Consider the following 22,913-nt stretch of genomic DNA (forward strand, 5'->3'; position numbering starts at 1 on the left):
ATCCCGTCCACTTTGGTCCGACAAGATATTCGGCAGGCTGCGAGGAGCCGAGACCGGAACGGTGAGGGACCTGCGTCACGATCCCGCTGGTGGGAAGATCCAAGACATGGATCGGGATCGGGACGTCGCTGGGCGGGCGCGTAATGCCAGGCCACGGGATGGGCTGGGGCGGCCGTTGCCATATGGGCAGGCAGGGGTCGAGCGGCAGCCGGAAGGCGTACCGAGGACGCCTGAGCAGGCGTTGGCCGAGGCGCAGCAGTTGCTGGACGAGGGGAAGCCGTTTCACGCGCATGAGGTGCTTGAGGACGCGTGGAAGGCCTCAGATGAGCCGGAGCGGGCGTTGTGGCGAGGGTTGGCACAGCTCGCAGTGGGGATGACGCATGCTGCGAGGGGTAACGAGACCGGAGCCGCAGCTTTGATCGAGCGGGGCGCCCAGAATATCTGGCCTTATGAGGTCAATCCGCCGTATGCGATTGATATCGCGGGATTGTTGCGGTGGGCGGAAAACCCGGCTGGGATACCTCGGCTCACCCGGTCGGCCGACTGATTTCAGGGCTTTCCGTAAAGGCCCGGGCCGTTGATCGTCACACCGGCCAGGAACTCGCTTGAGCTGGTGTAGGCGTGCGCGATCAGGTCGTCGGTGTGGGTGAAGTCCAGGGGCGTGACCGCCTGGACCGGGGCGCCTGGCAGATAGAGGATGGGGACTTCGGCCGACGCGCGTTCGGATTCGAGTACCGCCTGGTTTCGCATTCCGAGTGTGGCCCAGAAAAGGACAGCGTCGGCGAGGGTCTCCGGGACGCGGGGCAAATGTCCGGGGAACGCGCAGTCCAGGATCACCAGTGATTTCGCGCCCAGGGCGAGTGCCTGGCGGATCGGCACGTTGGCGATCACGCCACCGTCGTAGAGCACGTGGCCGTCGTGGTAGACCGGTGGGTAGATGCCTGGGATCGCGCTGCTGGCCAGGATCGCCGGTGTCAACGGGCCGGATGTCATCAGCACTGCCTCGCCGGTGACCGCGTCGACGGCGACCGTGCCGAAGGGCAGTCTCAGGTTCGCGAAGTCGTCCACGCCCTCGAGCTCGGTCCGCAGGATCTCGGCCAGGCCTGTGTTCGGGAAGAGATGGTTGCGGTGCTGACGCAGCGTGCGCAGCTGGGCGATGGGTCCACCCGGGAAGACCCTCGTCCGGGTCATTCGGTGCCAGATGTCCTCCAGCCGGGTTGTCGCCTCGTCGGGGTTCAGTGCCAGCAGGGCCCCGTTGACCGAGCCGACCGACGTCCCGACCACCAGGTCAGGCCTGATCTCCCGGTCCCGCAGCGCCCGCAGCATGCCGACCTGGCCTGCTCCGAGGCTGCCGCCGCCACCCAGTACGAACCCGACCGGTCCGGGCAGTTCGATCTCGTGCACGCCCTCATTGTTCACAAGCCGGGCGGATTGGGTACCTCATGGCATGCGGTTCCGTGACCGCAGGGATGCCGGACGGTGTCTGGCTGACCTGCTCAGACACTATCGGGGTCACCCGGACGTGATTGTGCTCGCTCTGCCGCGGGGCGGGGTGCCGGTCGGGTACGAGGTGGCCCAGGCCCTGAGCGTGCCGATGGACGTCCTTCTTGTCCGCAAGCTGGGGATGCCTGGCCAGGAGGAGCTCGCGATGGGCGCGATCGCCGGTGGCGATGTGGTGCTCAATGAGGACGTGGTCCGGCACATCCCGCAGGACGATGTGGCGGCTGTGATCCGCCGCGAGTCCTCCGAGCTGCGGCGCCGTGACGCGGCCTATCGCTCGGGCCGGCCTGTCGCCGAGATCGAAGGCCGGATTGTCATCGTTGTGGATGACGGGCTCGCGACCGGTGCGAGCATGCGTGCCGCAGTGCAGGCATTGCGTCCGCGCAATCCGAAGAAAATCGTGGTCGCCGTACCGATTGCACCGAGGTCAACTCGTCGCGAGTTCGCGATGATCGTCGACGAGATCGCATGCCTGGTGACACCGGAGCCGTTCAGCGCGGTCGGCCGGGCGTACAAGGACTTCACGCAGGTCAGTGACGACCAGGTCCGCAGCCTGCTGCGCTAGGCCCGGGGGTTGCCCGGTCAGCGTGACCCACCAGTCCGCCTGGGACTGGCGGGTCAACGCCGCTGTCAGGACCTGAGACTGCGCGGCCGCATGTCCGTCCACACCTCGTCTACATAGTCGGTGCATTCCTGCTTGCTGCCCTGCTTGCCGGTCGCGTGCCAGCCAGCCGGGATCGCCAGGTCGGCCAGCCAGAGTGAGTACTGGTCCTCATCGTTGCGCAGGACCTGGTACTGGGCGTTCTCGTCCATCGGATACGTCCTTTCCAGACTCAATGGGATAGTTGCGGAGTACGGGACTGAAGGTGACCAGCAGCGAGATCGCCGCCATGCCCGCGGTGCACCAAAGCACCGCGGCGTCACCGGAAACGAACTCGACCAGCACGCCGCCCAGCGCCGGGCCGGCGGCCGCCGCAGCGCCGACGAAGACATTCATCACGCCGCTGAGCCGGCCACGCAGATGGTCCGGGGTCAGCAGCAGCTGGTGGGTGTTGATCGTGGTATTCGCTGTCGGAGCAAGGAAGGCCATACCCGCGAACAATGCTCCGAGGACGTAGCCGTTGGGCGCGAAGATCGTGATCGGGGTGAGCAGGGTGACCATCCAGAAGACCGCCATGATCGACACCCAAGGGTTGAGCACTCGGTGCAATGTCGGTGCGATCAACGCGCCAAGCACCCCACCAACCCCGAGCATGGCCGCCATCAGGCCGATCTGCCCAGCAGGCACTCCCCGGCTGTCGGCCAGCACAATGATCACGATATAGAACGCGTTGAAGAAGAAATTCAGGCTGACCGCACACAACGCTGTCACACGGACATGCCGGTGACCCCACACCCATCGTAACCCAGCGGCCATCTCCCTGCCGATGTTCCCGATCGGCCCGGGCTTGACCTCTCGAGCCGGTATCCGGAGAAAAGCCAGCGTCACCAACGAGATCAGGTGCGTGATCATGTCCACAACGAACGGAACCATCCGGCCGATCGCAAACAGCACACCGCCAAGAGCGGTACCTGCCATCTGCCCGATCGAGGATCTGGCGGTGTTCAGCGAGATCGCTGTCGCGAGTTGCTCATCAGAGACCAGCCGTACCAAGGACGCGTCCTCAGCCGGTTCGAACAACGCTCGGCAGATTCCCATGATCACTGCGACGGCGACCATGTGCCCCAAAGTGGCGGTGTTCCACCACAAGGCGAGCGCGAGGCTACCGACCGCGATCGCCAGCACAGCCTCGCACCACAGCATGATCCGCTTGCGGTCCCAGCGATCCACCAGGGCCCCGGCCGGCAGTCCGGCGATCAACTGAGCCGCGGCGTCGGCGCCGAGGACCAGGCCGGACGCCGCCGGGGAGCCGGTGATCCCCAGGACCAGCAACGGAAAGGCGATCATCGTCGTGCTGAAACCGACCTCGGAGACCGCCTGGCCTGCCCACAGCAGCGTGTAGTTCCGGTTACGCCTCAACGGAACAGTCATCGGCACTCCCCGGCAATTGCCCGCAGCGCCCCGGCGAACCGATCAGCCAAATCCTCCACTATCGACCTGAGATCACCGGGAAAGTACCAGGAGAAGCCAAGCTTGCCGTAGCCTGCCTCACCGACGATGTCGATCAGGTGCTCCGGCGGAGCCGACTCGTCCTGCTCGCGTCCGATCGACGTGCGCACCGCCCGGTACAGTCCGGACTCCATGGCACTGGCGGAATTGAATTGGCCGAGGTAGTTGAACGACACCTGTGGCCGTGGGCCAGACGGTAGCCGGTCGGTCAAATATCTCAGCGCACCGTAGCCGAGTCCGTCACCCGGGATCGACCTCAGCTGGCGCCGGACGGACTTCACGATATCTCGCCAGCTTCCCGCCGGGACATCCAGCGAGACCGGGAACATCGTGGTGAACCAGCCGACCGTCCTGGAAAGATCGACATCGTCGAATACGTCCGCGCGGCCGTGCCCTTCCAGGTCGATCGACACCCGCTCACCGCTTGACCACTGCGACAGCGTCCACGCGCATGCGGCGAGCAGGACGTCGTTGATGCCGGTTCGATACGTGGCCGGGGCTCCCCTCAGCAACGCGTCCGTGTCGGCCGCGTCGAGGAGGAACGAGACCGACTCGGCCGGGCCGGTTGCCTGGTGCGCGACCGGGAGTTCGGTCACCGCCGCGTGGGTCCAGAACTCCAGCTCGTGGTCGAACCCTCCGCTCCGCGCGTGCGAGCTGAGCCGGGCCGACCAGTCCCGGAACGACGTGGTCTTCGAGCTGAGATCGATCGCCTTCCCTTGTCGCGCTTGGTGATACGCCGTGTCGAGGTCGTCGAGCAGGATCCGCCACGACACACCGTCTACAACCAGATGATGGGCCACCACGAACAGATGCGGTGCCGGCCCGTCGAACAGCACAGCCTTGATCAACGGTCCTCGATCCAGATCGAAACTCGCGTGCACCTCATCGGCGACGGCTTGCATGTCGGCCCCAGCCAGCACCTGAAGCACATCCACAGGTTCGGCTGGCGCGTTGTGCTGTATCCACAGGCCATCAGTGAATGTGAACCGCATGCGCAGCGCGTCGTGGTGCACGAGCAATGCGCCGAATGCCTGGCGCAATGCGTCGTGGTCGACGTCCGGGTGCAGCTCGACCAGATGCGACTGGTTGAAGTGGTGCGGGTTGACCTGGCGTTCGGTGAAGAACCAGCGCTGGATCGGGGCCAATTCGACGTCCCCGGTCACGGGCGCGCGGTTGTCCACATCCTCGGCGATCTCTGTTACCAACGGCGCCAATGCTGCGATCGTGTGGTGGGAGAACACGTGCTTGGTCACCATTCGCAGGCCCGCCTGCCGAGCCTTGGCCACGACCTGGATGCTCAGAATCGAGTCGCCGCCGAGCTCGAAGAAGCTGTCCTGAACGCCGACTTCGGGCAGGCCCAGCACGTCCGCCCAGATCTTCGCGAGCGCGGTCTCGATCGGCGTGCGCGGGGCCACATACCGCGATTGGGACTCCGGTTCTTGTGGCGCGGGCAGTGCCTGCCGATCCACCTTGCCGTTGGCAGTCAGCGGCATCTCTTCCAGCATGACGATCGCCGAAGGAACCATGTAGTCCGGCAGATCATGCTTCAGCCAGGTGCGTAGCTCAGCCGACGAGACTTGACCGGAAGGCACGACGTATGCCAGCAAACGCTTACGACCGTCATCACCAGCCCTGACAACAGTCACCGCCTGCGCCACATCCTCATGGCGAGTCAGCGCCGCATCGACCTCACCCGGCTCAATCCGGAACCCACGGATCTTGACCTGATCATCAGCCCGCCCGACGAACTCGACCACTCCGCCGGCACGCCACCGCACGACATCCCCAGTGCGATACATCCGCTCACCAGGTCGCCCAAACGGATTCGCAACGAAACACCGCGCAGTCAGACCCGGCTGCCCCAGGTAACCGCGAGCCACACCAGCCCCGGCGATGAACAGCTCCCCCGCCACACCGATGGGCACCGGCGCACACGACTCATCAAGAACATAAACCCGCATATTGTCCAACGGGCCGCCGATCGGCACCACATCCGGAACCGACCTCACATCAGACATTCGATACGAGGTAGCGAACGTCGTGGTTTCAGTTGGCCCGTAACCATCCACGACCGTCAAACCCGGGCACGCCTCCAACGCTCGGCGAACCGCGGCCGCAGGAACCACATCACCACCGGTCCACACCTCACGCAACCCGGTGAGACAGTCCGGCGAATCCTGAACGAACACCCGGAACAACCCCGCGGTCAACCACAGTCCCGTCACGCCATGCTCCGCGATCACTTCGCGCAACACGCCCGCGTCCACATCACCCACCGGCGCCACGACAACAGCACCACCGTTGAGCAACGGAACCCACATCTCGTAGGTCGACGCATCAAAAGCCTGAGGAGAATGCAACAACACACGCTCATGCGCACCAGAAGCGAACCGGCGATCAAAAGCCAACCCCACAACATCACAATGCCGAACCGCCACACCCTTCGGCACCCCAGTCGAACCCGACGTATACATCACATAAGCAAGATCGTCCGGATGAAGAGCGATCTCCGGCGGACTCGCCGGCCCACCCGTCAGAGCAGCGCTGACAACTATCTGTCCATTATGGATATCACTGGCCACGCTCTGCCATGCCTCGTCGGCAATCAGCACCTGCGCGTCCGCCTCCGCCAGCACCAACCTCATCCGCTCGCGTGGCGCGCGCACGTCCAAAGGCACATACGCACCCCCCGCCTTGACAATCCCAAGAACCGCAACAACCAACTCCACCGAACGATCCATCAACAACCCCACCGGCTGCCCGGCCCGCACACCCAACTTCACCAACCGCTGCGCAAACTGATTCGCCCGCCGATCCAGCTCCTCGTAACTGACGGCCACACCATCAGCCGCGACAGCGGTCTCATGAGGAGACCGCCGGACCTGCTCAGCGAACAAACCCGGCAACGTACCACCCGGGATCTCAGAATCAGTGCCATTCCACTCGACAAGCACCCGATCCCGCTCAACCTCCGACATCAACGCCAGCCCAGTCAGCGGACGGTCCGGGTCGTCAGTGACAGCTTCGAACACCAACACCAGATGCTCGGCCAGCCGCTCGATCGTGGCCGCGTCGAACAGGTCAGTGCTGTAGGTGATGAGCCCCTGCAGGCCGCCGTCCGACTCCAGGAACTCCATGGTGATGTCGAAGCTCGCGGTCACGAATGGCAGGTCGACCTCCCCAGCTGTCAGTCCAGGCAGCTGGATGGCCTCATTCGGGGTGTTCTGCAGTACCACCATGACCTGGAACAACGGTGTCCGGCTGGTGTCCCGCACCGGGTGCAACTCGTCCACCACCCGCTCGAATGGAACGTTCTGGTGTGTGAACGCGTCCAGCGCAGTGTCGCGTACCGCTGTCAGAAACTCCCGGAACGTGCCGCGCACACTGGAACGCAGCACCAGCGTGTTCACGAAGAACCCGATCAGGCCCTCCAGCTCGGCACGTTCCCGGCCGGACACGACCGTGCCGACGGCGATGTCGTCCTGTCCCGACCAACGCGCGAACAATGCTTGGCAGGCCGCGACCAACGCCATGAACAACGTGCCGTCCTGGTGCCGGGCAAGGGCTTTGAGCCGGGCGACGACATCGTTGGGTATCTCGAACCCGTGCTCGGCGCCATGGTTCGTGCGGACCGCCGGCCGTGACCGGTCGGTCGGCAAATCCAGCTCCGGCACGCCGTCGAGCTGACTGTGCCAGTAACCCAGTTGCTCCTCCAACACGGCCCCAGTCAGGTACTTCCGTTGCCACACCGCGAAATCGGCGTACTGAACAGGAAGGCTCGGCAGTTCAGCATCCATACCGGACAGTGCGGCGCGGTAAAGCACGCCGAGCTCATCGGCGAGCACCGCACCGGACCAGCCGTCGGTGATGATGTGATGCATCATCAGCAGCAACACATGATCGTCCTCGGCCAGCCGGAGCAATCGCGGTCGCATCAGCGGTCCCCGGCCCAGGTCGAACGGCCGCAGACATTCGTCTTCCAACACTCGCGCCAACTCTGACTCCGACACGTCCGTCACTGACATACGAACCGCATACGGCTCATGCACAAGCTGCTCTCCGTGGCCATCCACCGTCAGGAACGTGGTACGCAGCGACTCATGCCGGGCAACCAGCGCAGTCAACGCGCCATTCAACGCATCAAGATCTAAATCACCACGAAGCCGGGTCACAAACGGGGACACGTACTCCGTACTGTCCGGTTCGAACTCGTTGAGGAACCACAACCGCTGCTGAGCGAACGACAGCGGGAACGAAACCGGTGACACGCCGGTCCGCGGCACGGCCGGGATGACGGACTGGTCCGGCTCGGCGTTCACAGAGACCGCCTTGGCCAGCCCGGCAACCGTGGGAGCGCTGAACACCGCCCGGGGCGAGAGGGTGATCCCGAACACGACCCGTACCCGCGATATCACCCGGATGCTCAGGATGGAATCACCACCCAGTTCGAAGAAGTTGTCCTCGATTCCCACCTGCGGCACACCAAGCACCTCAGACCAAATCTCGCACAACCGTTTCTCGGCCGGCGTATGTGGCGCCACGTACGCCGCGCCCAGGTCCGGCTGGGCATCAGGTGCGGGCAATGCCTTCCGGTCGACCTTGCCGTTCGCGGTCAGCGGCAACTTCTCCAGCATCACGAACGCCGAAGGAACCATGTAGTCCGGCAGGCTCTGCCGCAACCGGGATCGCAGCTCCGACTGACCCACGCCCGCTGCCACCACATAGGCCACCAGCCGCCGATGACCATCGTCCTGCCTTGCCACAACGACTGCTTCCGCCACATCCGAATGGCTCAGCAGCGCGGCCTCGATCTCCCCCGGTTCGATCCGGAACCCCCGGATCTTCACCTGCTCATCGGTGCGTCCCAGGTACTCCAGGTACGAGTCTGCCCGCAGCCGCACCCGGTCCCCTGTCCGGTACATCCGGGAACCGGGCTCACCGAACGGATCCGCGACGAACCGGACAGCCGTCAGGCCCGGACGGTTCAGATAACCACGGGCCACCTGGTCGCCGGCCAGGTACAGCTCACCAGCGACGCCGACCGGCACCGGCCGCGTCTCGTCGTCCAGCACGTACGCCCGGACATTGCGCAGCGGCCGGCCGATCGCCGGGCGGTCGCCATGCGTCAACCTGCAGGACACAGCGTCCACAGTGCACTCGGTAGGGCCGTAGAAGTTGTAGCTAGCGACATCCGGGACCGCGGTCAACCGCCGCCACAGGGAATCGTCGATCGCCTCGCCGCCGAGCATGAGCAGGCCGGGCCGATGACGTCCGGCATCGAGCAGGCCCGCGTTGAGCAGTTGGTGCGCGTAGGACGGCGTGAGGTCGAGGAAATCGATCTCACGCTGTGCGACATAACCGGCGAACGCGACGGGGTCAAGGCGGGTGTCGTCATCGAGCAGGTGCAACTCGTGGCCGTCGGCCATCAGCACCAGCGCCTCCAACGAAGTGTCGAAGGAGAACACCGCCGACAGACCGGCACGCAACCGCCTGCTTCCGGCATCGGCCACGAAGTCGTTGCGGTGGTTGAACAACAGGTTCACCAGGCTCCGGTGTTCGACCACCACGCCCTTCGGCCTGCCGGTCGACCCCGATGTGTAGATCACGTACGCGGAGTTGCCAGGACCAAACGGGACAGTCAGATCGCTCGCCGCCAGATCCGCCACATCGGCCAGCTCAAGCTCGGCAGCGGTCAGTACCAGCACTGGATCCGCGTCACGCAACACGAACTCGACCCGGCCGGCGGGCAGGTCCGGATCGACTGGCAGGTAGACCGCACCTGCTTTGAACACCGCGAGCATGGCGACGATCATGTCCGCGCAGCGCGGCAACATGAGTGCGACCACCCGCTCTGGCCCCGCGCCACGTGATACCAGATAGCGTGCCAGCCGGTTCGCACGCTGGTTGAGTTCGTCGAAGTCGAACCTCGTGTCGCCGGCCACGAGCGCGGTCTCGTGCGGTGTACGTGCCACTTGCGCCTGAAACACCTCAGGAAACGTCAACGACGGCACGTCGAGCACAGTGTCGTTCCACTCGACCAGCACACGATGCAACTCGTCCGTGGTCATCCTCGGCAGGTCCCTCAGCGGACGCCCGGGGTTGTCCGCGATGCCTGCGAGAAGTACTTGAAGGTGTCCCACCATGCGTTCGATCGTCGTCGCATCGAACAGCTTGGGGTCGTAGTCCAGCTCCAGGCGGAGCCGGTCGCTGATGTGAGCGGTCAGGGTGAGGGCGAAGTTCGTGGTGTCCCTGCCCTGGACGTCCTGGACCCGGATCCCCTGCTCGGTGGCGTTCACCAGTTCGTCAACGGGATAGTTCTCGAAGACCACAGCGCTGTCGAACATGCTGGTCCCCGCGGGCAGACCGCTCCAGGAGCGCAGCTGGGTCAGTGAGACGAAGTCGAACCGCCGCGATTCGGCCTGCTCGTTCTGCAGCAAGCGCAACCAGGACAATGCGTCCAGTCCACTGCGGACCTTCACGCGGGCGGGCACGGTGTTGATGAACATCCCGACCATTGACTCCACGCCTGGCAGGTCCGCGGGCCGCCCGGAGACCGTGGTGCCGAAGGCGACATCACTCTCACAGCTGTAACCGGAAAGCAACAACGCCCAGGTTCCCTGCACGACCGTGTTCACGGTCAGCCCGCCGTGCCTGGCCATCTGGTGCAGCCGGGCGGACTGCTCGGCAGACAGCTCGAGAACAACCGACTCGCTCGACTCGGCTCGGTGCACTTCCGCCGGCAGCCTGTCGTACGGCAGCGGAGTCGGCGTGGCAAAACCGTCGAGCACTCGCCGCCAGTGCTTTTCGGCGGCAGCTTTGTCCTGGTCGCTCAACCACTGCAGGTAGTCCCGGAACGGGCGCCGGGACGCCAGCTCCGGCTGCCGGCCCACGACGATGGCGGTGTACTGCTCGCACATCTCCGCGAGCACCTGAGCCAGACTCCAGCCGTCCAGGATCACGTGGTGCGCGGTCCAGACCAGCATCACCTCGTCATCGGACAACCTGGCGATGGCCAGCCGCATCAGCGAGGGCTTGGTCAGGTCCATCCCCGCGGCTGTGTCCGCCGCGATCAGCCGGTCGAGCGCGGCTTCCTTGTCCTGTTCGGATAGCCGGCGCCAGTCGTGATACACCGTGCACACATGCCCATGACGATGCACCACCTGCAACACCTCGTCCAGGCCTTCCCACACCAGGCTGCTCCGCAAGACGGGCGTTCTGTCCACAACTCGTTGACAGGCCTCGCCCAGCGCGCGCGGATCGGACACACCCGAAAGCCTCAGCTGCAACTGGTCGAAATACGCGGTGGAATCACTGTCCACCAAGGAGTGGAACAGCATGCCAGTCTGCAGCGGAGTCAACGGGTAGACGTCCGTCACCGACTGCCCGTCACCGACGATCTCGTCCACCTGATCCTGATCGAGGCGGGCGAGCGGGAAGTCGGACGGCGTCCGCCCGCCAGCAGACTGTCCACAGTGGTTGATGATCTCGCGCAACGCCTCGAGGACGTCCTCGGCGAGGCGGCGAACCGTGCTTTCGTCATGAACCTGCTCGGAGTACTCCCAGTCGAGGCACAGCTCGCCATCCTCGATCGCACCCGTGATGTCCAGCAGGAAATCCCGGTCGTGATCGGGCGCCATGTCCGATCCGATTCGCGGGCAGAGACGGCGCAAGAGCCCGCGCGCCTCGGAGATGTCCCACTGACCGTGGTAGTTGAAGCACACCTGCGGCAGGCGCGTGAACGGATGGCCACCGAGATACTTCAGGGCTTCATAGCTCAGGCCGCGGTTAGGTACCGCGCGCAGCTGTTCCTTGACAGACTTGAGGATCTGGCCCCACTCCTGCCCTGACACATGCAGCGCCACCGGGAACTGCGTGGTGAACCAGCCGACAGTCTGGGACAGGTCGATGTCCTCGAAGATTTCCTCGCGGCCATGCCCCTCCAGAGTCACCGTCACATCGTCCTGCCCGGTCCACCTGGCCAGCACTCGGCCGAGCGCGCTCAGCAGCACGTCGTTGACCTGGGTCCGATATACGCCTGGAACGTCATGCAGCAACGCTGCCGTCTCATCGCGGCCAAGCCGGACACGCACGTTCCGGGCCGACGCGATCGTGTTGGATCCGGCTTGGTCAACGGGAAGTTCCTGGTTTCCGGTCGCCGACATCCAGTACGGGACATCTTCCCGGAAACCGCCGGACCGGACATGGCCGGCCAGCCGGTGCGCCCACTGCTGGAACGCGACGCCCTTCGGCCCGAGATCCGCCGGTTGTCCCGCACGGATCTGGTGATAGGCGGTCTCCAGATCCGCCAGCAGGATCCGCCATGACACGCCATCGATCGCCAAGTGATGGACCGCGAGGAACAGCCTCGGCCCAGGGAACAGGATCGCGCGCACCATCTGGCCCTGCTCGAAATCCAAGCTACTCTGGGCTTTCAGCGCGATGTCGTCCCACGTCCCCGCCCCGGCGTGGCCAAAGACATCAACTGCGGGGACGACATCCTGGCGCCACTCACCGTCGGCCGAGGAGAACCGGGCCCGTAGGGCGTCGTGGTGATCCATGACCGCGGCAATCGCTTGGCGCAGTGCCGTTTCGTCGAGGTCCTCGGTGAGCTCGACGAACATCGACATCGTGAAGTGCCTGGGCGCACCGTGTTCGAAGAACCAGTGCTGGATCGGAGTCAGCGGTGCTGGACCGCTGATCACCTCGGCCGTCTGCTCGGACACGGCGGTGATCACCGTGGCCAGGCGAGCGATGGTCTGGCGCAGGAAGACGTCCTTGGACGTCAGCTTCAGGCCGGCCTGCCGGGCTCGGGAGACCACCTGGATGCTGAGAATCGAGTCACCGCCGAGGCCGAAGAAGTTGTCCTCGACCCCGACGCGGGCGACTCCGAGCACTTCGGCCCAGATCTTCGCCAGCAGAGCCTCAACCGGGTTTCGCGGCGGCACCTGGCCGGTCTCCGGATTGATCTCTGGATCAGGCAGTGCCTTCCGGTCGATCTTCCCGCTGATGGTCAGGGGCAACTGGTCGAGCGACATGAACACTGACGGAACCAGGTAGTCGGGCAACGTCTCGCTCAGGTACTCCCGCAGCCCGGTCACCGGCCCGACCACGTACGCGACCAACCGGTTGTCACGGGCGATCACGGCAACGGCATCGACGCTTTCGTGCCGCAGCAGGCACGCCTCGACCTCGCCAGGCTCGATCCGGAACCCGCGGATCTTCACCTGGTCGTCGGTGCGGCCCAGAAACTCCACGCCCGCGTCGGTCCACCGCACCCGGTCGCCCGTCCGGTACATCCGGCCCGGCTCAAACGGATTCGCGATGAACCGAGCCGCCGTCAGCCCTGGCCGGTTCAGATATCCACGAGCAACCTGTTTTCCGGCAAGGTAAAGCTCACCCGGGACACCAGCGGGCACTGGACACAGGAAGTCGTCCAGGATGTACGCCCGCAGGTTGTGCAGCGGCAGGCCGATCACCGGCCGGTCGCCGCCGACCCGGCACGACAAGGCATCGATCGTACATTCCGTCGGCCCGTAGAAGTTATAGGCCTCGACTTGACTCAACTGCTGCCACAGCAACAGGTCCAGCGCCTCGCCACCGAGCATCAGCACCCGAACGTGCTCCAGCAGGCCCGCTGGGATCAGCTGCCGCAAGTAGGACGGCGTCAGGTCGAGGAAGTCAATCCTCCGCTCGGCCACATAGCTGACCAGAGCCTCAGGGTCCCGGCGAACGTCATCGTCGATCAGGTGCAGCTCACCGCCGTCGGCCAGCAGCACCAGGCCTTCCAGCGACGTGTCGAACGAGAACGCCGCCGTCAACGCCACCCGCATGCGCGCCGGGAAGGTGTTGCGGTGATTGAAGAAGAGATTGGTCAGATGCCGGTGCTCGACGACCACGCCCTTGGGCCGGCCCGTCGAACCGGACGTGTAGATGATGTACGCGGCGTGGTCGCTTTCCGGCGACGTGTTCGGATCGGCCGGCTCACCCCCGTCCGGCACCTGGTCCAGCACCAGCAGGGGGTTGGCGTCTCGCAGCACGAATTCCCTGCGATCGGCCGGCAGATCCGGGTCAAGCGGCAGATAGGCCGCACCAGCTTTGAACACCGCGAGGATGGCCACGATCACATCGGCCGTTCTCGGCAAGGCCAACGCGATGACCTGCTCCGGGCCGGCACCCTGCTCGATCAGGTAATGTGCCAGTGCGTTCGCCCGTGCGTTCAGCTCCGCGAACGTCAGCGTCTCGTCCTGGAACACCAGGGCTGTGTCGTCAGGCGTCCGAGCCACCTGGGCCTCGAACAGCTTGGGATATGTCGTGTCCGGAACCTGAAGTGTGGTCGCTGGGATCTGATCGTCGGCCGTCATCAGGTCGGCCAGTCTGCGGTCCGCTGCAATCCCGTCCAGCAGGTCCAGCAGGTGACCGACCATCCGCTCAATGGTCGTGGCGTCGAACAGATCCGTGTTGTACTCGACCGCGCCGAGCAGGATGTTCTCGCGCTCCTGGAACTCGAAGGTAAGGTCACACGAAGCCGTGACCACCGGCACCGCGACTTCCGCCGCCCGCAGGCCGCTCAGCTCCGGCAGCTCGTCAGGAGTGTTCTGCAGCAGCACCATGACGTCGAACAGCGGGTTCCGGCTGGTGTCGCGCTCGGGCTGGACGGCGTCGACGACACGCTCGAACGGCACTTCCTGGTTGACGAAGGCCGCCAGCACGGTCGCCCGTACCTCGGCCAGTAGATCGTCGAACGTCCGGCCGAGATCCACTGTGGACCTGATGACCAGCGTGTTGACGAAGAACCCGACCAGTCGTTCCAGTTCGGCTCGCTCACGGCCGGAAGCAACTGTGCCGACGGAAACGTCGGCTTGACCGGAGTAACGGGCGAACAACACCTGGCACGCGGCGATCAGGGTCATGAACAGCGTGCTGTCCCGATTTCGCGCGACATCCTTGAGCCGCGCGGTGACCGCCGCAGGCACGGTGAACTCGTGCATCGCACCGGCCGAAGTCAAGACCGGAGGCCGCGGCCGGTCGGTCGGCAGCTCCAGCGGTTCCTGCCTGGACAGCTGCCGCCGCCAGTAGTCGAGCTGACCGGCCAAGACCGGTTCGGACAGACGCTCGCGCTGCCAAGCCGAGAAATCCGCGTACTGGACTGGAAGGTCGGGCAGCGACCGGCCGTTGTACAGCGCGCTCAGGTCCTCGGCAAGGACACTCGTCGACCAGCCGTCGGTGATGATGTGATGCATCATCAGCAGCAACACATGATCGTCCTCGGCCAGCCGGAGCAGCCGTGGTCGCATCAGCGGTCCCCGGCCCAGGTCAAACGGGCACCGACATTCGTGCTCCAATACTCGCGCCAGCTCTGACTCCGGCACGTCCGTGACTGATATCCGGACCGCATACGGCTCGTGCACAAGCTGTTCCCCATGGCCATCCACGGTCCGGAACGTGGTACGCAGCGACTCATGTCGAGCAACCAGTGCAGTCAACGCGCCATTCAACGCATCAAGATCCAGGTCACCGCGAAGCCGCACCACCAACCGGGACACGTACTCCGTACTGTCCGGTTCGAACTCGTTGAGGAACCACAACCGCTGCTGAGCGAACGACAGCGGGAACGAAACCGGTGACACGCCGGTCCGCGGCACGGCCGGGATGACGGACTGGTCCGGCTCGGCGTTCACAGAGACCGCCTTGGCCAGCCCGGCAACCGTAGGAGCACTGAACACCACCCGCGGTGAAAGAACCACCCCGAACGCGGCCCGCACCCGCGATATCACCCGGATACTCAGAATGGAATCACCACCCAGTTCGAAGAAGTTGTCCTCGGCCCCTACCCGGGGCACGCCAAGGACTTCAGTCCAGATCTCCGCGATCGCGCACTCGATATCGTCACGGGGCTCGACATGCTCACGGCTCGCGGTCCACTCCGGTGCGGGAAGGGCACTGCGATCGGTCTTGCCGCTGACGGTCAACGGCAGCGCGTCCAGTGTGACGAATACCGAAGGGACCATGTACTCCGGCAGATCCCGTTGCAGCCAGGTGCGCAGCTCCGACTGACCTGGCGCGTCGCCAGCAGGGACGACATAGCCAACGAGCCGACGGTGACCGCTGTCCTCCCGCGCCACCACGACCGCTTCAGCCACAGCGGAATGGCGCAGCAACGCCGCCTCGACCTCGCCGGGCTCGATCCGGAACCCACGGATCTTGACCTGATCGTCCTGACGCCCCAGATACTCCAGCCGACCGTCTGCAAGCAGGCGAACCCGGTCGCCGGTCCGATACATCCTCGCGCCCGGAGAACCGAAAGGATCGGCCACGAACCGTCCGGCTGTCAGGCCTGGCCGGTTCAGGTAGCCACGGGCCACCTGGGCACCTGCCAGGCACAGCTCTCCCGGCACACCTACCGGCACCGGGCACAGCATGTCGTCCAGAACATAGGAACGAACATTGCGCAGTGGAGTGCCGATAACTGGGCGCGCGCCATCGACCCGGCATGACACAGCGTCCACAGTGCACTCGGTAGGGCCGTAGAAGTTGTAGCAGGCGGTGTCTTCGGCCGCGGCCAGCTCCTGCCAGAGCGACTCTCCGAGCGCCTCACCACCGAGCATCAGGATCCGTGGCCGATGGCGTTCGTCGTCGAGCAGACCAGCCGGGATCAACTGCTGGGCGTAGGAGGGCGTCAGGTCGAGGAAGTCGATCCGCTGCGCCGACACGTACTCCGCCAGCGCGGCCGGGTCGAGGCGAACATCCTCGTCGATCACGTGCAGCTCGTGACCGCCGGCCATCAGCACCGGGCCTTCCAACGACGTGTCGAACGAGAACACCGCACTCAGGGCCGCCCGCAACCGCCCGGCTCCGGTTCCCGCGACGAAATCGTCCCGGTGGCTGAGGGCCAGGTTCACCAGGCTCCGGTGCTCTACCACGACGCCCTTGGGCTTGCCCGTGGACCCGGATGTGTAGATCACGTATGCCGAGTTCGCCGGCCGCAGCGGATCGATCCGGTCCGCATCGGCTGGATCGGTGTCCGCACACGCTTCGATCGCGGCGCTGGTCTCAGGGTCGTCGATCAGCAGAACCGCCCGGCCAGGCACGGCAAAGCCGGCCATGCCGACAAGGATCACTGGATCGGCGTCGCCGAGGAGGAACTCGATCCGGTCACTGGGCTGGTTCAGATCGACCGGCAGGTAGACGCCGCCGGCCTTGAAGACCGCAAGCATCGCGACGATCATTTCAGCGGACCGTGGCAACGCCAGCGCCACCAACCGCTCTGGACCGACGCCGAGGGTGATCAGGTGATGTGCCAGCTGGTTGGCCCGCGAGTTCAGCTCGGCGAAGCTCAGCGCTTGGTCCCGGAAGACCAGGGCGGTTTCCGCCGGCGTCAGCCGGACCTGTTGCTCGAACAGCTCCGCGAAAGTCACCGGCGGAAGCTCCGCGGCAGTGTTGTTCCAGTCCACCGTCAGCTGCTGCCGCTCCTGTTGCGACAGCCATGAAACCTGCCATAAAGGACGGTCTGGTTCCGTGATCATGGCCGTCAGCACCAGGTGCAGCCGGTTCACGATCTGCTCGGCCGTCCCTGGCTCAAAGAGCTCCGGGTCGTAGGCGAGGTCTAGGTGTAGCCGGTCGTCGAGGTACGCGCTCAGGGTGAGCGGGAAGTTGGTGGTGTCCTTGGCCTGGATCTCGGTCACCCGGATGCCGCTGACCGCCGTCACGTCGCTGAGCGGGTAGTTTTCGAAAACCACCGCGCTGTCAAAGAAGCTGCTCGTCGCAGGCAGGTCGCTCCAGGACCGCAGCTGCGACAGCGATACGAAATCGAACCGGCGCGACTCCGTCTGCGCGGTCTGCAGCTCACGAAGCCAGGACAGAGTGTCTTGGTCGTGAAGCATCCGTGCCCGGGTGGGCAGAGTGTTGATGAACATGCCGATCATCGACTCCACGCCGGGCAACTCCGCGGGCCGACCGGAGACTGTCGTGCCGAACACGACATCGTGTTCACCGCTGTACCGGGACAGCAGCAACGCCCACGCACCTTGCACAATCGTGTTCGCAGTCAACCCGTTGTCCTGGGCAACCCGGCGTAGCTGATCGGATTGCCCGGACGACAGCGCGAGGTGCACGGTTTTGGACGACTCGGTGCCATGCGCCTGCATGGGTTGACGGTCATAGGGCAGCGGAGTGGGCGACTCGAAACCTGCCAGTACCGTTCGCCAGTGCTCCTCGGCCTCGCGCTCGTCCTGGTTGTGCAGCCATAGGAGATAGTCGCGGAAGGGTCGCCGGGGCACCAGTTCTGGATGCCGCCCATCTGTGATGGCGGTGTACTGTTCACACACTTCAGCGAAAACTTGGCTGAGACTCCAGCCGTCCACCACGACGTGATGGAAGCTCCAAACGAGCAGCACATCGTCGCCAGGCAGTTGCGCGATGGCGATCCGGGTCAGCGGGGGCACGGCCAGATCCAGCGCGGTGTGGCTGAGTCCTGGAAGCTCCAGCTGCTGTTCCTTTTCGGACAGAAGGCGCCAGTCGTGGTAGGCGATCGGCACAGTGACCCGGGAATGGATGACCTGCAGGGGTTCCGCGACACCTTCCCAGATCAACGAGCTGCGCAGCGCCGGGGTTCGATCCACAACCCGCTGCCAGGCGGCACCGAGCGCCAGCGGATCGGACACTCCCGACAGCCGGAGCCGCACCTGGTCGAAGTAGGCGCCGAAGGACTTGTCCATCAGACTGTGGAACACCATGCCCGCTTGCAGCCCGGTCAGCGGAACTATGTCGTCGACCGTGGTTCCGTCGCCTGCGACACTGTCTACTATGGCCTGATCGAGCCGGGCGAGGGGGAAGTCGGACGGCGTGCGCCCGCCCGCTCCTGGCATGGCGCAATGCGTGACGATCTCACGGAGCGCTTTGGCCGTGTCTTCGGCGAGCCGGCGAACCGTGGCCTCCTCATGCACCTGGCTCGAGTAAAGCCAGGTGAGCTCCAGCTCTCCGTTCTGCACCACGCCGACGACATCCAGCAAGTGGGTACGGGAGTTGCGTGGATCCATGTCCTGGCCAACCCCAGCGTGCCGAGCCCGGTACAACCCGTCCTGGGCCTGCGCCACCTCCCACTGGCCATGGTAGTTGAAGCTGATCTGAGGTTCAGCAGACCCACTCAGGTCACGAGTACTCAGATAACGCAAAGCGCCGTAGCTCATGCCTTTGTTTGGCACTGCGCGTAGTTGTTCCTTGACGGACTTGATGACCTCGCCCCAGCCTGGGCTACCGCCAGGCATGCTCAGCGCGAACGGGAACTGACTGGTGAACCAGCCGACCGTACGGGATATGTCAAGATTGCCAAGGACTTCTTCCCGCCCGTGGCCCTCCATGTCGATCAGCACACTGTCATGTCCGGTCCACGTCGACAGCGCCCGGCCGAGCGCGCTGAGCAACACGTCGTTGACCTGGGTGCGATAGGCCCCCGGTACCTGGTGCAGCAAGGCATCTGTCTCCGAGTGGTCCAGCCGTACGGAAACCGACCGGACCGATTCGACGGTGTTGTCTCCGGCCAGGTCCACCGGCAGACCCTCAGGAGCCGTCGTCCCTTGCCAGTACGTCAGATCATCGTCGAAACCACCGGCTCGCACATGCTCAGCCAGCCGATGGGCCCAGTTGGCGAAGGTAGTCGCGACGGGCTGAAGCTCAACCGGTTTCCCGGCGACAGCCTGATGATAGGCCGTTTCGAGGTCGCCGAGCAGAATCCGCCAGGACACACCGTCCATCACGAGATGGTGGACGGCCATGAACAGCCGCGCCTTCTGGCCTATACGAACCAGCACCGCGCGGATCAGCGGCCCTTCGCCCAGATCCAAACCAGACTGCGCGGCCAGCGCCAGCCTATCGATCACAGCCTGCTCGTCTACTGTGGATGGAAACGTCGCTGTCTCGAGAACGTCGGTCGGCGGGACGGCATCGACTTCCTGTGTCCATCGGTCCTGGTCGCGGGAGAACCGCATTCGCAATGTTTCGTGGTGCGCCATCATCGCGTCGAGTGCAGTCCCCATGGCTCGCTCATCGACGTTCGCGGCCAGCTCCACGAGGGTCGCCATGGTGAAGTGATGTGGGTTGCCGCCGGACTGCGTGCTGAAGAACCACTCCTGGATCGGCGTCAACGGCGCGGGGCCGGTCACTTGCTCCAACTCAGGCTCGGGCAGGTGAGCCGCCTGGACACTGGGGGCGAGTTCGGCGATGGTCTGATGCAGGAAGATGTCGCGGGAAGTCAGCCGCAGTCCGGCCTGCCGGGCCTTGGCGACGACCTGGATGCTCAGGATCGAATCGCCGCCCAGTTCGAAGAAGCTGTCCTGAACGCCGACTTCGGGCAGGCCCAGCACGTCCGCCCAGATCTTGGCGAGCGCGGTCTCGATCGGGCCTTCCGGCGCCACAAACCCGGTCTCGCGACTGGCTTCGGGGGCGGGCAACTGGCGCCGGTCGACTTTGCCGTTCGGGCTGACCGGCAAAGCGTCCAAGGCCATGAAGACGGCCGGGATCATGTACTCGGGCACGCTCTTGACCAGGAAGTCACGGATATCCCCGGGCACGGCCGGGACTGTGTAGGCCACCAGCCGCTTGTGGCCGTTGTCGGTCCGTACGATGGCGACGGCGTCATCGACCGTCGGATGGGCCCGCAGCGCGGCCTCGACTTCACCGAGCTCGATCCGGAATCCGCGGATCTTGACCTGTTCATCCACGCGGCCGAGGAACTCCAGTTCGCCGCGTGTCGTCCACTTGACCAGGTCGCCGGTCCGGTACATCCGCGTGTCGCCGCCGAACGGGTTGGCGACGAAGCGGGAAGCAGTCAGCCCAGGCCGGTTCAGGTATCCACGGGCCAGCCCGCCGCCGGAGACGTAAAGCTCTCCCACCACGCCGACCGGCACTGGCCGCAGGTGACCGTCGAGTACGTGCGCCCGTGTGTTCCAGATCGGCCGGCCGATCGGCGGTGTCCCGTCGGGCGACAGTGCGTCACTCCAAGTGGAGACCACCGTGGACTCGGTCGGGCCGTAGGCGTTGATCATCCGCCGGCCCTGGGACCACCTGGTGACCAGCTCCGCGGAGCAGGCATCGCCGCCGACGATCAGACATCGGAAGTCCGGCAGCGACACGTCCGGAACCGTGGCCATCGCCGCGGGCGGGATCAGCGCGTGCGTCACCTTGTTGTCCACAAGGACCTGGACCAGCTGATCGCCCAGCAGCGGCCCTGGTGGTGGCACGACCAGACTGGCCCCGACCGGCAACGACATGCACAGCTCCAGGACCGAGGCGTCGAAGCTGGGCGACGAGAACTCGAGCACCCGGTCGCCCGGACTGACGTCGAAGTGCGCACACTCGGCGGCGGAGAAACTCGCCAGGCCCGCGTGGGTGACTACGACTCCCTTGGGCTGCCCGGTCGAGCCGGACGTGTAGATGACGTACGCCGGGTGTTGTGGGCACCTGTCCACAGCCAGGTTGGTGTCGTCACCATCCACATCGATTGCGTCATCGGTGGTCAGTACGATCACCGGATCTGCATCGGACAGCATGAAGTCAATCCGGGCCTGTGGGTAGGCGGGATCCACAGGCAGGAATGCCGCACCAGACTTGGCAACGGCCAGCTCCGCGACGATGATCTCGATCGAGCGCGGGAGCACGACCGCGACGATCCGTTCCGGCCCCGCCCCGCGTTCGACCAGCTTGCGCGCCAACCGATTGGCCCGGGCATTCAGCTCCGCGTAGCTGATCGATGCGCCGTCGAACAACAAGGCTGGAGCATCGGGTGTTCTGGCGACTTGCGCTTCCACCAGTTCCGAAAACGTCGTCGGCGCGATGTCCCGGTCGGTATCGTTCCACGCCTCCAACTGCCGGCGCTCGGCTTGCGTGAGTATCGGCAACTCGGCGATCCGCTGATCTGGATCATGAGCGACTGCATCCAACAGCACCGCCAGATGATCGGACAAGCGCTGGATCGTGGCCGCGTCGAACAAATCCGTGTTGTACTCGAAGGAGCCCGTCAAGACTGTGCCGTACTCCTGGAATTCGGCAGTGAGGTCGAAAATGGCGGTCTGCCTCGCCACGCCGACCGGCTCGACCTCCAGGCCGTCGAACTCAGGGAGTTTCCGCTGGGTGTTCTGTAGCAACACCATGACGTCGAACAGCGGGTTACGGCTTGCGTCGCGATCGGGCTGTATCGCGTTGACGAGTTGCTCGAACGGCACCTCGTCATAGGCAAAGGCGTCCAGCACAGTGTGCTTGACCTGATGGAGAAGATCGGCGAACGACCGGCTTTTGTCTACTCTGGAGCGCAGAACCACCGTGTTCACGAAGAAGCCGACCAGCCGGTTCAGCTCGGGGCGATTCCGGCCTGAGCTGACAGTACCGACAGCGATGTCGTCTTTGCCGGTGTAGCGGGCCAGCAACGCCTGAAATGCCGCTGTCAGAACCGTGAACAGGGTCGTGTTCACCGACCGGGCAAGCTCGTTGAGTTTCCCCGTGAGCTCGGCAGTGAGGGTGCACTGGTGGATGGCTCCGGCCGAGGTACGGACCGGGGGCCGAGGACGGTCCGTGGGCAGGTCGAGCGGGCTGATGCCAGCGAGTCGCTGTTTCCAGTAGCCGAGCTGGTCAGCCAGTGCGTCACCGGCAAGCCGGTTTCGCTGCCAGGCCGCGAAGTCCGCGTACTGCAAGGCAACCGGCGGCAACGATATGTCCTCGTGCCGCACTGCCGCACCGTAAAGCGTGCTCAGCTCATCCGTCAGCACGCCCATGGACCACCCATCAGTGACGATGTGATGGGCCGTGAGCAGCAGCACGTGTTCGTCAGCGGCGACGCGGACCATCAGCGCCCGCGCCAACGGTCCTTGTCTCAGATCGAAGGGCCGTGAGTACTCGTCAAACAGCACACCGTCCAGTTCGTCCGGCCGGTTCAAGTGGACGATCGCGACCAGTAGTTCATGCGTCGGGTGTACGACCTGCACGCCTTTGCCGTCGACCTCGTCGAATGTGGTCCGCAGCGACTCGTGCCGAGCGTGCAACTCCTGCAACGCGGCAGTCAGCGCGGGTACATCGAGCTGCCCAGTCAGGCGCAACGCCAGTGCGCTGTTGTAAGCCGAGCCGCCGGGCTGGAAATCGTTGAGGAACCACAGCCGCTGCTGCGGAAAGGACAGCGGCAACGGGTGATCACGATCGGCCGGCGGGATCCTGTCGGAGTCGCCGGACTCCTCGGCCTGGCCAGCCAGCCTGCGGCGCATCAGCTCCTGCAGATGCCCGGGCAAGGCGGAGATACGGCTCTCACGCGATGACGGCATGG

The 22,913-nt window shown here is 64.9% G+C and carries 6 protein-coding genes; 2 read left to right on the forward strand and 4 right to left on the reverse strand.

The window, feature by feature from the left end; genetic code table 11:
• Positions 1-106: 106 nt before the first annotated feature.
• On the forward strand, positions 107-547 hold the full coding sequence (locus tag JOF56_RS01320; protein WP_209633561.1) for a DUF309 domain-containing protein: 441 nt from the start codon (positions 107-109) through the stop codon (positions 545-547).
• A 2-nt stretch (positions 548-549) separates the two neighbouring features.
• On the opposite strand, the gene JOF56_RS01325 is transcribed toward JOF56_RS01320, so the two are convergent.
• Positions 550-1,404 (reverse strand): patatin-like phospholipase family protein, encoded by an 855-nt coding sequence (locus JOF56_RS01325; protein ID WP_209633563.1) that lies wholly within the window; start codon positions 1,402-1,404, stop codon positions 550-552.
• A gap of 43 nt (positions 1,405-1,447) precedes the next feature.
• On the opposite strand from JOF56_RS01325, the gene JOF56_RS01330 reads away from it, so the two are divergent.
• On the forward strand, positions 1,448-2,065 hold the full coding sequence (locus JOF56_RS01330; protein ID WP_209633566.1) for a phosphoribosyltransferase: 618 nt from the start codon (positions 1,448-1,450) through the stop codon (positions 2,063-2,065).
• Positions 2,066-2,130: 65 nt separating this feature from the next.
• On the opposite strand, the gene JOF56_RS01335 is transcribed toward JOF56_RS01330, so the two are convergent.
• Genes JOF56_RS01335 through JOF56_RS01345 form a run of 3 tightly spaced genes read right to left on the reverse strand, consistent with a single transcriptional unit; the run spans position 2,131 to position 22,911 of the window.
• Positions 2,131-2,313 (reverse strand): MbtH family protein, encoded by a 183-nt coding sequence (locus tag JOF56_RS01335; protein ID WP_209633575.1) that lies wholly within the window; start codon positions 2,311-2,313, stop codon positions 2,131-2,133.
• Positions 2,273-3,532 carry an MFS transporter gene (locus JOF56_RS01340; protein ID WP_209633577.1) on the reverse strand — a complete coding sequence of 420 codons (1,260 nt, stop codon included), beginning with the start codon at positions 3,530-3,532 and terminating at the stop codon, positions 2,273-2,275. The genes JOF56_RS01335 and JOF56_RS01340 overlap by 41 nt, the downstream gene beginning before the upstream one ends.
• Complete coding sequence (locus tag JOF56_RS01345) at positions 3,529-22,911, reverse strand: non-ribosomal peptide synthase/polyketide synthase (protein WP_209633579.1); 19,383 nt, start codon at positions 22,909-22,911, stop codon at positions 3,529-3,531. The genes JOF56_RS01340 and JOF56_RS01345 overlap by 4 nt, the downstream gene beginning before the upstream one ends.
• Positions 22,912-22,913 lie beyond the last annotated feature (2 nt).

The sequence above is a fragment of the Kibdelosporangium banguiense genome (genome assembly GCF_017876405.1).
GTDB lineage: Bacteria > Actinomycetota > Actinomycetes > Mycobacteriales > Pseudonocardiaceae > Kibdelosporangium > Kibdelosporangium banguiense.